Consider the following 14,009-nt stretch of genomic DNA (forward strand, 5'->3'; position numbering starts at 1 on the left):
CTCTCCGCCCGCCCGAATTAGTTTTTTGCGTCTTCGACCGCTTCGTCGCTAACGCCGAGGTCGGACATCTTCGTAAGTTCGTCTACGAGCAATTTGACCTCTCCAGGAAGTAGCGCCTTGCCTACGCAATCAAGTTCGTCAGTCGCACCATAATGCGCCTTGAGCGCTTTGTTGTTAAAGTCCGGGTCCACGCAAGCAGCCGAGATGAGCGCATAGCTAAGTTGCGTCATATCAATATTCCCCTTGCCAGTCGTAGCGCGCAGATTCGCCCGCTGTACATCAGCGTTCGTCAGCGTTTTTAGCGTGAAATGCGTTTTCAGCCGCGGAATGTACACCTCTTTGGTAACGTCCAAACTTGCGCCCAAAAGCGCCTCTAATCCTTTCGCCATCTATGCCAACCTCCGTTATTTTCGTAATTAAAAACGGGCCGCCCGTAGGTAGCCCGTTAAGTCTTGCGTATTGCGGTATTAAGCTGTCGCGCGGATAGATTCGAGGATTTCATAGCCGGAGAATACAAACGTGTATTCCTGTTCGACAATCGATCCGACCTCGAAGTTGATGACCGGAATCCGGTCGAATGTCACGTTTTTCAGGCGCACACGATACGCGCCAAACGATTCGGGGTCGTCGAGTTTAACGACAAGCTCCGTTACGTACGGCGAGCTCACATCGTCAGTGACTTGCGCCATCTTCTCGATCCACTCGGAGGTAACGAGGTATCCGTTAATCGATCCGCTACCCTTGAGCGTGGTCGTTTTATTGCCGAGCCAGCGCGTGCCGGCGAGTTTGATCTCTTCCATGCCGATTTCGATATTGGCCTCAACGCTCGTGACGTTGCTCAACCAGTTACCGTCCTCGTCGAATAGTTGACCGTAGTTACCGTTAATAACGCGTTTAGCGTCCAAAGTCATTTAATCACCGCCTCGCTTAGTCGATATTTACCGTTACAAAAATGCGCTCCATCGTATCGGTTTCCGTGTACGAGATGAGCAAAAACACCTTGTCGCCCGTACTCGGACGCTGCGGATCGAGCATTACGACGGGTTGCGTAAGAACAGCCGCGCCCAATCCTTCCAGGTACGCTTTGACCGCGACGATGAGCGTTGCCTGACCGTCCGCATTGTTCGGCAGCTTCCCGATATAACTGTTCGTTGCCGTGCGCGATACGTCCGCCGTAATCGCTTGCTGCGTGCGAATCGACTTGATTTTAAGGCCGCTCGTCGTGATGCCCTGCTCGATCTTGACTTTCTCGCCGTCGTTAGTAAACACCAGCGAACCCGCCGCCAATGCCGCAACGGTCTGCGAATTGGTCAAGCGCTTTGTCACGTCCTCAAGCGGAAGCTGATCGTAGGTAATCGACTCGCTAATCGGAGTTCCGGCGATATCCCCTGCGATGTATGGCGCGTACTCAGAAGACGTATACGTGACGCCATTTACGATGCCGCCGCTGATGACGTTAACGATGTAGTCGTCCTTATTGAGCGTGGAGCGCGCGTTGCCAAGCGCAGGGTCAGCGTCAGTTGCCGCGTCGCCGCCAATAACAACGATGAAGTCCTTGCCATCCTCGCGATTTTGCGCCACCCACGTTTTGGTCGCGGCTTGTTGCTCGACGTTATACTCGCCATCGAAGACGAACACGTTAAACGGACGAGCGTCGAAAGCCTCGCGCATATCAACGTAGTCGTCTGCAACAGGTGTAGCCGGCATCGTATAGACGAGTACCTCTTTAGCGCCGCCCGACAACGCAAGCAAGATCGACCGGATATTTGCGGAGCCGAACAGTCCGACCGCATCGGCCTCGTTTTCGACCGTGTAAAACGACTTTTCGACCGCTGTGCCATCGTAGGCAAGCAACGGAATTGCGACAGTCCCGCGTGCGCCTCCGCTAATCTGAGCGGCTGCTGCGCGTACAAATCGCATGTAAATGCCGGGACGTGTCGGTAGACTCGTTGGGTCCCAAGTTGCCATTTTTCGTCCTCCTTATGTGAATCGTGAATTAACGCTATTGATGAGCGGATATGTTGGTTGCGGACGGGACCGACGCGATGTCACACGCAGGATGCCCGGCGTAACATAGTCCGCGTTTGTCGTCGATGCTTTGTCCGTACTGGATTTCGTCGGCATAGCGTAAGTAAAGCTGTCAAGGCGCGAATCGGACGATGCGATCCGTTGCTCGTCGTATAGCGCATTGCTCAGCGCGTCCATTACGGGAAACGCATCCTGCGGCTTTGCGCTGTAATATAGCACCTGATAATCGCGATCCATTCGGTAGTGGTACAGCGTCTCCGTTGCTGGCGTTTGCGTCAAAAAGCGCACAACAAAAAGCCCCGCGCTTGGTTGCAACGGGACTGTCTGTTTTTCTACGCGAGCGGCTGGAATGACGGATTTGATGAACGCTTCGATCGCCAGGATTTCCGTGGTGATGTCCGCCATTACACCCGCCTCCGTTTCAGCGCGGCCTTTATTTCGCCTTCAATCAAGCGGGCCCACTCCGCCTCGTTCATCTCCGCAGGCACTTCGAGATACCTCGGGATCGTGCCGGGCGTCGTCGGATTCTTGAACGAGTCACCATATTTTTGCGGATATTCATCGTGCAGGTATGACGCGTAATCAAATCGTCGACCCCCGCGAACCGTGATGACGCTCGCGCTAATCTCTCCGGACCATTTACCGTTTTGCTGCGATACCTCGGTCGTGATGCTCCGCCGGAGGTCGCCCGTCTTTAATGGCGCAAGGTCCGTGGATTCTCGTTTCCACTCGTCCATAACGTCGTGTACGCCAGTCCGGGTGCCCTCGTCGAGCGCGTCGTTCAGGCGGGACCGGTACGATTTGAAAAACCTTCCGATCAGGCGCCGGATAAAGCCTTCGCCACCTCCGAAGTCGAAATCTAAGCGGCTACTCGCCATCAGACGTTCACCTCCGTTATTACGGCGCGGCCGCTCAGCATACGACATGGCTTAATCGCTATCGGCTTCCGTTCGATCCGCACACCCAATTCGTTTTCATACGTTATCGTGTCGTCGTAACTGATGTCCGGCAGCTTATCAAGTAATATCGTCATGCTGGATACGGCCTCCTCTCCGTAAGAGTTAACGACGGTCTTCGTCTCCTCGGTAACGCGCGCTTTGTACTCGACAATAGCGCCTTCCGTTACGTCGCCCCATCCGTCGCTTGTGCCCGCTTTGGTAACGGTGATTCGCTGCTTCATCGCAACTAACGGCATTACAGGATCACCGCTTTCCATGCGCGTTTATTGATAACGACTCCGTTTTCCTCGCCGATAATATCGAGCGCAGACTGCGGAATCTTCTTGCGCAGGTCGTCGTAAGGCATCGACGTTGTTCCGTCCTTAAAGTTCACGTTAAAAACGCCAGTCAAACCGAACGTGGACACGCCTTGTTGTTGCATCCGAAGCAAATCGTTGTACATAATTGATAGTACGTTCGCGAACTCGTAGACCGCCGCGTTAGGTATCGTATATTTCGGATAAGCGCGGGCCAGCGTCGTACCTGCGACATTTAACATTCGTGTTTTTCTCGCGTCGTCGCTGTCCTGCCAATCCTCGATATCGAGACAATTTGCGTTGATATACGCGTCCGCATCCGGGATTACGTAAGCCATCCGTTACACCTCCGTTTTATTTCGCGGAGGTTCTTCGCGGCTTGGCCGGGGCTTTGGCGATCGGCTCCGTTACTTCCGCAGGCTCCTCCGTCTTTATCTCGTCAAGACGTTTTATCCACGTTGGGACTAGCGCTTCTAATTGCGCAATCTCTTCCGCGTTATCCGTCTCGTAATTTCCATGCAAATCGAACGTGATACTCCCGACCATATAGCGCGGGGATGCGTGATATTTCGCCACTAACGTCACCTCCGTTACGCCATGATGCCCGCAGTTTTTAGCTTCGCGAGCAGCGCGTTAAGATCGGCTACAACGCCAGCGACGTCGGTTGCGGTGCTGTTCGCCTGAGTTGCGGCCTGTTTAACGGCTCCGGCTACGGACGTTGTTGCTGCCGCCACAGTTGTCGTGATGGACGCGTTTGCTGATCCGTCGAAACTTGCGGAGCCGGTAACGCCGCCGGTTAGCGAGATTGTTCGCGCTGTTGCCAGTTTCGTTGCGGCTGCGGCCGTTCCGTTACCTGCGAGCGCTGTCGACGCGGTCGTGCCGAGAGTTGGCGGGAATGTCGCGGGCTTTCCGGTAATGTCCGTCCACGCAACCGTACTCGGTCCGCTGTTCTCTCCGGCCTGCAGTTCCTGGATGATATCACCCAGTCCGATGTCGTTGGCGGCCGGACTCGATAGGTTTAATCGTTCAGCATCTTGATCTGTAATCGGCATTTATACATCACCTCCGAAAAATTAAAGGGCGACCGAAGCCGCCCGTTGACGTTAGACTACCGACGTACTGATGTTTTCGAGGATCGCGATTTTCTCGCCGGCATTCTTAACGGTAACGCCGTACTCACCGCGAATTTGACGAGCCACAAAGTCAGCGCCAGGTACAGACGCGTCCATATCGTGAACTGCGCGGCCATTCAGCGGGTCGATCGACAAGATCGAACGGTCGAACATCGCAACTTTGTTTTTCGGGAAGTTCGGGTCCACGATGACTGTCGCAACGGAACCGCCTACGATATCGGACACAACGGTATAAATCTTGTGACCAGTCGTAGTGTCTTCGCGCTCAGTACGGATCGTGTCACTCGCGAATTTCGAGATTTGACGCGCACCGGCGGTATTAGTCAGGATCGTGTTCACGGAGCCGCCGCGTTGGTAAACTTGCTCGGCCAAATCGTTGAGCAGTTTCGGAGTGATCTCGCCGCCTGCTGCGTTAGCTTTTGCCGCGTTTTTCTTATCCGCAAAGTACAACAGACCGCCAGTCATACGCGGGGTTCCCGGAGCACCGTCAATGCGGCGACCGTAGATCAACCAGTCGTTAAGCTCGCGTTGCAACTCTTTCAGGCGCAATTGAACTTGGTAGTTAAGCTCGTTTTCCACGTTGTATGTGCGGACTGCTTGTTGCGTCTTAGTCACTGCGGCATAACGCTCGATGATTTGCGTAACGTTGTAATCAACGTAGCGGTCGTGTCCTTCGTCGATACCCGGCAGCGCGCCCTCCAGTTGCGGACGAGCTACGATGCGGATTTCGTCGCCGGCCGCGATGTCTGCCGCAGTAGTGCCGTCAAATCCGCGAACAACCGTGATTACGTCGCCAGCAACCGCTGTGACTTTCAGATATTCCTCGCCGGCAACTGCGACGGCATTGACACGGAATTTCAGTCCATCACCATCGGCGACCGTAATCGAAGTAGCGGCGGCATTTGAGGCAGCTTTAGCGACCGCTCGGTTAGAGTTCAGGGAGTCGGACATCCATTCGAATTTCGTTTGATACAGCGGCGTGGTTCCGAGACCAATCAAGCCGAGCAGCGTAGGTTCGTCGTCGATGATAAGGGAGATGCCTGCTTCAAGCTGGCGGACCTGATCTTGAAATGAGTAAGTAGTCAACATATAGGTGGTTCCTCCTTAAATTTGGGCATAATAAAAGGCCTTGGAATTTTTCCAAAGCCTCGGGTTACTTCTTCAATTTGTTGGACAACTCAATAACTTTCGCGAAATCCTTCGCTTTTCTCGCGTCAGCAAGTTGCTGTTCGATTGTCCTGCGTTCGTCTTCTCCTGGATTGTGCTTACCGTCTCCTATTGGTTGCGGCTTCTTCGGCACGTCCACGAGATACGGTTTATGGGTTAACAACGCCTTAACTACGTCCTCTACACCGTTCGGATTTCCGTCATCATCTACGCTAACTGACGTCAGGTCAGCGAGTTTGTACGCATCCTCAAGTGCATCGGTCCGTACGTTCAATTCGCGTGCAATCGCCTTGAACTCCGCTTTAATAAGGCGTTGGTTAGCGGCTGTTAGTGCTTTGTCACGTTCGGCCTTCGCAGTCTCAGCGGCTTTTAGCGCGGCGTCTTTCTCCGCTTCCAAACGTTCGGTTACGGTCAATTCCGCTCTCCTGCGTTCCTCTTCCGCCTGTTCAAGCGCGGCCAACTTCGTTTTCAAATCGTCATAGTCTTCGCGTCCTTTGCGATCTCTCGCGAGTCGATCCCGCACAATAGCATCGAGTTCCTCTTGCGTAAATGTCTTCGGTGGCTGCGGATCAGCCGGTGGGTCTTGCGGATCATCATCTGCGAAAAGTTGCAAATTCATCGGATACTTAACGTTTGTCATATCGTTTCCTCCCGTTTAAAGCCCGTCGGCTATCGTATCCGTCAGTTTAACGACGTATCGTAGGTCGTGCGCGTCAGTCTACGTAGACTAGCGCTGATTTTGCGTTCTCTCTATTTCCGTCAACAAATGCCGCCAGTATCGCAGGCTGTTTCGCCTCAATCCCGGTAAATGGCACCGTTACAGCCGTCTCGCCTAAAGGCGGCACCTCTACGCTCTTCGTCGTTGTCTCAGGCGTGGCATTCTGCGCGAAGAAACGCACCTGTACCCGCTTGGCCTTTGCAGTGTAGTTGCGGAGTCTTACGCTCGCAGATGAGCCGGCACCTTTAACGACGCTCGTAGGCGCTGTAACTTCCGTGATTTCTACGTCTTTTGTCGGTATAACGTGCTTGCGTTGCTTGTAATGAGCGGAAATTGCGAGCTGTAACCACGCGCGATTAACGCCCCAAGTTTCGCCGGTCTGCCATGTGTTGGTCCATTGCGGATTGTCCGAAGCAGAACCGCCGTCAATTCCGTTTACAACAGCTCCGACAGCCTCCATGCTATCCGCCGCGAATCCGTGTGTAGTTACGCGGGAAGCCCCGGCTTTGATTTCGCCGAAACCTACGACAACCGGAGTACCGAACACATTCGCGCCAAAAAGCCACTCTAACTGTCGAGCTGCGATATCTGCCGCGGACTTGTCGCCCGTTGTGATCGCGTACTCGTAGAGAGCGGCTGCGTATAGCGCTAGTAATTTCGTATTACCGTCGGAGTACCCGTTTGCTTCGGTTTCTGTGCCTTGGAAAAAGCGATAGTTTAGCAAATCGCCTGCGTTCATCTTTCGTGGACCGACGCCGAAACCGTACGGTAATATCCCGTACGCACTTAACGCATGGGTCCGCTTGACGAATCCGTCTACGAACAACTTAGCGCTCGCGTACCAGCGGAACCAGTCCGCATCCGACGCGTCAGGTAATTCGCGGAGTAGCGTAGTGAGTGCGTAAAGTGGAATGCCTCCGTGCACTCTGTTCCGTAGTAATTCGGAGCTGCCCGCTTCCTTCAAGAAAAGCCCGCATACTTTCGATGAGTTCCACGCGTAATCTCTTCGTTGAGCTTTCGAGACCTCGTTTAGCGCTGCGGCTGCCTTCGTCCGGTACTGCACATCTTTCGTCAGCTTGAACAGCTCGACGGCGGCTAATGCCTTGTATGCGTAGTTAAGTATCGGGTAGGCGCGGAAATAATCTTTTGTCGTAAAATACTCCGCATATTTAACGTTCGGCAGCTCGTCGTAAGTGTCCATATACGCAAATGCTGCGATCGCTCGGTCGGCGTACTCCGTTCGTTCCGGAAACAACGCTGCCGCTTTCGCCATCACAGTCGCGTAAATGTAATGCGCTATTACGTGTTCACATCGCTTGTTATATCCGCCCATATCCGGCAAGTCTACGTTCTCTACGCGTACCACGTACGGAGTGCTGTCGCTAGAAACTACGTCCGAATACGCGGCAACAAGCTGCCCGTACTTCATTGCGCCACTTCCGGCAGGGTTCATCTCCTGAATTTTCATCAGGTAGTCGAGTCCGTGCAACAGTTCTTCATGTGCGCCAGGCACATCAATGCCCGACTCAATCAGGGACAGTAACACAAATGGCTGCATTGTATCCGTGTAGCTGGTCCAATGCTTAAAATCCCATGCGTCCTCCCACCCGCCACCTATGTCCATCGGCTTACCCGTGTCCTCCCGAGTAGCGATTTTAGTTGCGGGCCATCGGGTTTGCTTGAGGTTGCGCACAGTCATCGTTAATACGTCGCTAAAAAGATCGTCAGCAATGCGAAAAGCCGCCGAGTAAGCATCCATATCCGTTTTAAGCCGGTATACACCCGGCACTGTCAAGTCGGTGAAGTCAGCGCGCTTTAGCGTTGTGCTTATCGGGTCGGACACCGTCACTAAGTCTCGCTCAGGCAACACGACAAGCCCCGTTTGCGCGTCGATAACGCTAAACCGTGACGCATCTAGAGCCGTTTTTATCAGCGCCTGCTTCGGTGCGTCCGGTAGGTAGCCCGCGGCCGACACGAGAATGTTCGCGTTTTTCTCAACGGCAGGGTAAGAGCCGACGACACACGTAGCAAAATTGCGACGTCCGATCTTCCGTACGCGGTAAGATTGTGCGGAGTCAGCGCTGTAATCGGTAAACTTGCGAGTACCTTTCGGCACTTCGAATCCGAAGCTCCCTCCGTCACTAATGCGCTCAATCCAGTACGCGGCGTTTGCGTTAGTGTCCTCGATTGTGATCTCTACGACTCCGTCCGAAACAGGCCGCGCTTTCACGCTAAGCTTTCCGTCACCGCTTCGAGTCTCCTCTCGTACGACTTTAATCGTGTTCGCCGCAACTGAATTTCCTTTGCGTTTAAGATTCGTCAACTCCAAGCGGTGCGAATTGCCCGCCCGAAACGCATATGTCCCGAGATACATCCAACGTCCGCCTCGATTGCGCTGGTCAAGCCGTACAGTTGCGACCCCTTCGTTGTGCGTGATTAGATACGTCGCTTCGGCGTCACGATCGCTTGTGCCGTCTGGCAAGTTTACGTAAATTGAGTAGTCGCCTGACTGCGCAAATAACGGCGTCCACTTTATCGACTTTCCTGCGGTCGATGACGTCGCGGTGTACACGAAGCTGTTTCCGCGAACCCCAACACCGCCGTTAGCCGTCGACCAGCTCCCTGTCACCGTCGCTTGTGCGTTAGTGACTTCGCTTTCGGGTTGCGCCTTCATCTCCCTCGCCGCTGGTAACTCTCTACCGGGCTGCGCTCTCATCGCGTATACCCTATAATCCGGATCGTCAGCGTTCCCGTAGTCGGGGTCGCAACTGCGCGATAGGTCAGCTTTAGAGCGCCCGCGCCGGTACTGTTTACGCGGGAGAATAACCCTTCGGTTGAGACAACCTTCGTGCCCGACCCAGTTGATGCCGGAGTCAGTTCGTTAAGCCAGTGGGCTCCGGAGCCTACCGGTCCTTTTGCTGGGACCGTGTAACAGTAGCTAAGTCCGTCAGCCTCTGCCGAAACGCCCCACCGACCGATCGTTGCGTCTGTGAAAATCACCGACGAATCCATCCAAGGCGCGACTCTAACTGCCTGATCAAGCGTATTTAGGACGTAAATCGAATACCGAACGTACTTCGTCATGTCCGGGAAATCAACTGACTTTACGGCCCCGTCGCGCAAAGAAAGCGCGTTTACGATTGTTGTAATCTCGATGGGAGCGGCCTGTGCTGAGGAACCTCCGCCGGATACGGGCATAACCTCGCCCTCATTGATGAGTTTTACGCCTTGAATATCGACCGGGACCGCCACACTACTCCCGGCCAAAGTGACCGCATTGTTTGTAATCCTCACCCTTATCTGCCTCCTTTACCGGCAACAACTTGGTAAAACCCGGAAGCAGTAACAGTGATGCGATCAAATGCGTTAAGGAACCATTCGATACTTTGACCATCGCGTAATACAAAACTGTCAACAATCGCCACCTTGCCGTTCGCCACGCTGAACGTAATGTCTGACCCACTGTTGTTGTTGATTACGATATCTGTACATGTCTGGTCCAACTTGATGTCACGATCTCCTATCGCTGATACAGCGCTAACCACGCGCCTAGTTTCCATCTATTCATCTCCTCCGATATTGTCCGGAGTGCGAACCGGCAACAAAGTATGACGGCAGCGTGGATGGAAGATTTCATTGCGAGGTAGGTCGCCTACATACGGATAGTTTCCGGGAGCATCCGGAGTTAGCTTGACGATGCGGCCTTCCCAATTTCGGCACGCATCCTTTGCGCCATGGCTCGATATCTGCGCGTAATATACATCTCGTTCGAGCGCTTCGTTTATGGTTGCATTTCTTTGTGTCTCCGCCATCTTCGTTTGGATGACGGTTTCGACGTATACTTCCGGCTTCCAGCGCCGGCCCGACGAATCAATAATGCCGGTGTCTACCGCCTGGCCGAGCGTATTGCGTATTCGATCCATCGCGGTCTGGCTAATGTCCTTCGAGCTGTTGATCCCGCGCGATAGATTGATCCGGATAGCGTCTGCGATGGCCTGACGGATGGTTGTACGCGTCCTGCGGTCCATGTTTTGCGTGACCGCGAGGATGTCCGCGTACGTATCCGTTAACGCGGCGCTGAGCATCGCTTTGTTTGCGCGACTTAACGTCACATTCACAAGCTTCTGCGCAATTCCGAGCGCGGTAAGCGTCCGGAGTGTGCCGTCTTTTGCCGCGGATGTTAGCGCCTCGTCGATGTTCTTGCGCGATTCCTCGTTGAGCTTGCCGAGGATATGCGACGTTTCCTTTAGGACTTGGTCGCCGGCCTTGCGCGTAAAGCCCAACGTAAATAAGCGCCCGACAGCCGCACCAATGGCGGATTTCGCACGCTTAAATGCGCTAACCATACGATTCATTGGCCGTTCATCCATCGTTAAACACCGCGTCTGCTCCCGCCGAATCGCTTATGCCGTTAAGGCGCGTTTCGTCCTCGTCGATTCTCCGTATCATCTCATCTGCGAGTTTATCGTCAACGCCGTCGAGGTACTTAATCGCGTCACTAACGGACATTGTCGACTTGGCGCCGGTCCGGATACTCGCAACTTCTGCGGCCTCTTTTTCGTCACGCGGCAGTCCGTCGCGCCAATTAATGCGCGGGTAAATGGGCTCGTACGGTTCGAAGTCGGGCACGTCCTTGTTCGCAAAGTTTTCGAGCTGCATCGCGGTCCAAATTGCGTCTCGGAGCGCCTTGTCAACGTGGGCACGTATCCGCTTGACTTTCGCCAGGATCGGCATAAATCGCGCCTTGATTGCGCCAGAATCCGTATGAGACGTACCTGTTCCGCCTTTGTCCTCCGCCAACGTCGTACCGAACAACCATTGCGGAGTCTCGCTCATCTGATAGACAAGGCCGAGCAGGATATCGAGCTCCTTAAACGCGCCGTCAAGCTGCGAATTCCAGGTCATGTAGCCCGGAGTCACGTCGTTTTTGTCCAACGGGATATACTTTCCACCCATTCGGACAGAATCGCTCTCGCCCTCGTCAATATCCGGGCCGTATGCGGTCGGGTCCGAGTGTTTCCATAGGATGTAATCGACCTGTACGAGGCGGTCGTTAATCGCGGCCAGCACGCTTTCCAGCTTTTCGATGCCGCTGATCCCTTCCCATCGGTCGTCCACGCTCTTGTACGGTACGTGATGTACGAGTAGTCGGTCAGTTCCCGTAGCAACGATGTCCTGCTCGCGTCCGGTTGCGACTTTCTCACCGATGATGTACGTCTCGATCGGAACGCCCCAATCGTCGTTGACGGCGTTGTCTTCGAGCTTGAATCGTTCGTAGATGATGTATCCCGGAATATGCCGCTCGACAACGAGGTACGGCGTGTAATTGCAGTTAATTCCGGACACCCACCGGATAATTGGCCCGTTCTGCTCCTCGACCAAGTCAATCCACGCAATGTTGATCGCTTTAAACTTCTTCCGCGACCCCTTCGATAGTTCCGGAAACACGATATCTGCCGGCACCGCCTCGATAATCGGCTCAAGCGGCTGCTCAGGCGCCTCTAACCCGAGCGCTTCCGTTTCGCTGACGTCTGCTCGCGTACCGTAATACGTCTTAAGGTACGAGTCGCCGCGGAACCCGCCTCCGATGGAGATTTCGTGTGTTGTCTGCACCAAATCGTTCTCTTCGACGATCGAGTCAAGGCGTTCCTGCTCGCGGCTGTCAGCGCCTTTTCCGCTTTCAAACGTCGGCGGCTCTCCGGTAAGCAAGTCGGCCGGCTTCGTAAGCAAAATGTCCATCAGATTCACCGCAATAAACAGCGTTTGCAGCTGCGGAGCATACGGCGTATTCTGCAGCAACGACGACGCGCGATCGTATATCTCCGGATGACGTCCGTCAAAGATGATCCTTCCGCGTTTATAGCGGGCTAGGCGCGGAATATCACATTCCGGCGGATACTGCTGCCCAGTATCAAATAATTTCGTCAATTAGCGTCCTCCTCTCCGTTATAGTCCGCGTGGTTTATCGCGCAGCTTTCTTGATCCGCGCTTGTTTATCGAAAGCGACATTTCGAGCGCATCTGGCAAATCGTCATGCCAGCGTGTGCCATAACGTTCGAGCTGTTCGAGCAATAACGCATGGTCCGCGTTAAACACGACCATTCCTTTTTCGATATCCGGAATCATCGCCTCAATCCGCAGCTCTTTCCGCGTCCGTTGGTGTACCTCCTTAACGCGCGTATGTGACGGATACCCTTTCGCCTGCAACTCCTGCTTGAGCTTGTGTACGAAGAACTCTTGCGCCATTTGCGCTTCGGCTGCGATTGCGTCCGGCTGATAACGCATGACTTGAGCCACAATTTCCGTCAAAAAAGCGTCGGGATGCACTCGCGCTCCCCACGCTTCAACTACGTAACATTTTCCGGTTGTTTTATGGCGTGCCGTTACGACAATCGCCGAATAGTCCCCGCGCGCTTTACCCATCGCAAAGTCAATGCCCATTGTGATTCGGTATTCGCGGTGTGGAAACTCCATTGCGGAGTAATATTTGAACGTCTCTTTCTTGAATATCTGCGAATCCTCGTCGATCGGATTGTTCATAAACTCCGTGTTAAACGCCTTGGTCCCGTAATTGAGCTTTTCCAACGCGAGAAACTGTATCGGGAAGCGTTGCGGCCACAATACCTCGGCTCCGCGCTCCATCTCTTCGCGGTTAGCTTCGAAAAAACGTAACGCTGCTTCGACGTTTGGCGCTGCGCTCGCTTCTTCGGAGTCCTCAAACGCTGCAAGCTCCTCCGCAGACGGCTCGTACTCTTTGTATACGCGCTCGAACTCCGCCCAAAGGTCGTGGCGCTCAGGTTGCGAAATAATCGCCGGAAACCGGTTTTTTATGAAGTCGCGGCGTTCGTTGAGTACGTAATTGAGCAAAGAATCATGATGAACAATCGTTCCCATGAAGATAATCGCGGTCCTCGTCGGGTCATACGCCGGCATCAAGTCCGCGTTGAGCCAGTCTTTCGCCTTCTGGCGGAGTTCCGGCGTATTGTTTGAGTCTCGCGATTCCAAGTCGTCCAGCAAGATGAGGTCTGGTCGGTAGGAGCCGTTACGGAAACCCCGGATTTGCATTCCGAGCGACGTCGCTTCCATCTTCGCGCCGCTTGTCGTAAGGAACGCGTCTTCTGAGTCCTTTTCGTTCATCACTTTGCGTTCGTAGAGTAGTTCGCCGAAGTCCTCGCGCAGCTTCTGGTTGTGCTTGAGCTGATTCGCGACCCATTTGATAAATTTTTTCGATCCGTTGTTCGTTTCGGATATAATCAGGATCATTTTCCGCTTGCGATACGCGATTTCGTGTACCGGAAAGGCGTTCGAAAGATACGCAGACTTGGCGTGACCCCGCGATGCCGCCCACGCAATACGTGCTGTCTTGTTTCGGTTGGATACCGAATCGAGAATGCGCGACAACTTTCGGTGAAAGTCCGGCGCGTCGTCCATATCTACATCCGGCGTCGGCACGAGATTGTCCGGATTGCCCGGATTCCGCGCCTCCGAGAAGTATTCGTAGAAAAAATACAGCATATCGTCTTCCGCGCGATCGATACGCTTGAGTCGCTTAAGCTCCGCTATATCTGACCGCAAGGCTTCCGTATGGTACGTAGTTGCGCGGCCACTCTCGATTAAGGCTCGCAGCTTTTTGGCGCGTTCGCTGACGAGCTTAATGCGTTCCTGACGCTCAGGCCGCGCAAGCCATTCGCCGTTTACGTACGCCAAA

Annotated in this window: 17 protein-coding genes; all 17 read right to left on the reverse strand. The window is 54.0% G+C overall.

Translation table 11 applies throughout. The annotated features are described in order from the left end of the window. Window positions 1–17: 17 nt before the first annotated feature. Window positions 18–389, reverse strand: a complete 372-nt coding sequence (locus MKY59_RS21315; protein WP_339273714.1) for a hypothetical protein — start codon at window positions 387–389, stop codon at window positions 18–20. 78 nt (window positions 390–467) lie between these two features. Beyond that, window positions 468–911: a phage tail tube protein gene (locus tag MKY59_RS21320; RefSeq protein ID WP_339273716.1), complete on the reverse strand. Its 444-nt coding sequence runs from the start codon at window positions 909–911 to the stop codon at window positions 468–470. A 16-nt stretch (window positions 912–927) separates the two neighbouring features. Further along, window positions 928–1,968: a phage tail sheath subtilisin-like domain-containing protein gene (locus MKY59_RS21325; protein WP_339273718.1), complete on the reverse strand. Its 1,041-nt coding sequence runs from the start codon at window positions 1,966–1,968 to the stop codon at window positions 928–930. Between the two features lie 12 nt (window positions 1,969–1,980). After that, window positions 1,981–2,433, reverse strand: coding sequence for a hypothetical protein (locus tag MKY59_RS21330; protein ID WP_339273720.1), 453 nt, complete (start codon window positions 2,431–2,433; stop codon window positions 1,981–1,983). After that, window positions 2,433–2,906: an HK97 gp10 family phage protein gene (locus tag MKY59_RS21335; protein WP_339273722.1), complete on the reverse strand. Its 474-nt coding sequence runs from the start codon at window positions 2,904–2,906 to the stop codon at window positions 2,433–2,435. The genes MKY59_RS21330 and MKY59_RS21335 overlap by 1 nt, the downstream gene beginning before the upstream one ends. Continuing rightward, complete coding sequence (locus MKY59_RS21340; protein ID WP_339273724.1) at window positions 2,906–3,223, reverse strand: hypothetical protein; 318 nt, start codon at window positions 3,221–3,223, stop codon at window positions 2,906–2,908. The genes MKY59_RS21335 and MKY59_RS21340 overlap by 1 nt, the downstream gene beginning before the upstream one ends. Continuing rightward, window positions 3,223–3,621 carry a hypothetical protein gene (locus tag MKY59_RS21345; protein WP_339273726.1) on the reverse strand — a complete coding sequence of 133 codons (399 nt, stop codon included), beginning with the start codon at window positions 3,619–3,621 and terminating at the stop codon, window positions 3,223–3,225. Before MKY59_RS21345 ends, MKY59_RS21340 begins: the two co-directional genes overlap by 1 nt. A gap of 16 nt (window positions 3,622–3,637) precedes the next feature. After that, the gene (locus tag MKY59_RS21350; protein ID WP_339273728.1) at window positions 3,638–3,859 is read right to left on the reverse strand and encodes a hypothetical protein; all 222 of its coding nucleotides are present in this window, start codon (window positions 3,857–3,859) and stop codon (window positions 3,638–3,640) included. A gap of 14 nt (window positions 3,860–3,873) precedes the next feature. Then, the gene (locus MKY59_RS21355; protein WP_339273730.1) at window positions 3,874–4,335 is read right to left on the reverse strand and encodes a head fiber protein; all 462 of its coding nucleotides are present in this window, start codon (window positions 4,333–4,335) and stop codon (window positions 3,874–3,876) included. Between the two features lie 51 nt (window positions 4,336–4,386). After that, window positions 4,387–5,505, reverse strand: coding sequence for a DUF5309 family protein (locus MKY59_RS21360; protein WP_339273731.1), 1,119 nt, complete (start codon window positions 5,503–5,505; stop codon window positions 4,387–4,389). A 64-nt stretch (window positions 5,506–5,569) separates the two neighbouring features. After that, window positions 5,570–6,223: a scaffolding protein gene (locus tag MKY59_RS21365; protein WP_339273732.1), complete on the reverse strand. Its 654-nt coding sequence runs from the start codon at window positions 6,221–6,223 to the stop codon at window positions 5,570–5,572. A gap of 73 nt (window positions 6,224–6,296) precedes the next feature. Next, window positions 6,297–8,873 (reverse strand): glycoside hydrolase family 9 protein, encoded by a 2,577-nt coding sequence (locus MKY59_RS21370; protein WP_339273734.1) that lies wholly within the window; start codon window positions 8,871–8,873, stop codon window positions 6,297–6,299. A 140-nt stretch (window positions 8,874–9,013) separates the two neighbouring features. After that, window positions 9,014–9,595, reverse strand: coding sequence for a hypothetical protein (locus tag MKY59_RS21375; RefSeq protein WP_339273736.1), 582 nt, complete (start codon window positions 9,593–9,595; stop codon window positions 9,014–9,016). Between the two features lie 2 nt (window positions 9,596–9,597). After that, window positions 9,598–9,861, reverse strand: coding sequence for a hypothetical protein (locus tag MKY59_RS21380; protein WP_339273738.1), 264 nt, complete (start codon window positions 9,859–9,861; stop codon window positions 9,598–9,600). Continuing rightward, complete coding sequence (locus MKY59_RS21385; RefSeq protein WP_339273740.1) at window positions 9,862–10,656, reverse strand: phage minor capsid protein; 795 nt, start codon at window positions 10,654–10,656, stop codon at window positions 9,862–9,864. Window positions 10,657–10,663: 7 nt separating this feature from the next. Further along, window positions 10,664–12,229, reverse strand: coding sequence for a portal protein (locus tag MKY59_RS21390; RefSeq protein WP_339273742.1), 1,566 nt, complete (start codon window positions 12,227–12,229; stop codon window positions 10,664–10,666). An 18-nt stretch (window positions 12,230–12,247) separates the two neighbouring features. After that, a complete protein-coding gene (gene terL / locus MKY59_RS21395) occupies window positions 12,248–14,008 on the reverse strand; it encodes a phage terminase large subunit (protein WP_339273744.1) in 1,761 nt (586 codons plus the stop codon). Window position 14,009: the final 1 nt, after the last annotated feature.

Source organism: Paenibacillus sp. FSL W8-0426 (assembly GCF_037969725.1).
In the GTDB taxonomy this organism is placed as follows: domain Bacteria; phylum Bacillota; class Bacilli; order Paenibacillales; family Paenibacillaceae; genus Paenibacillus; species Paenibacillus hubeiensis.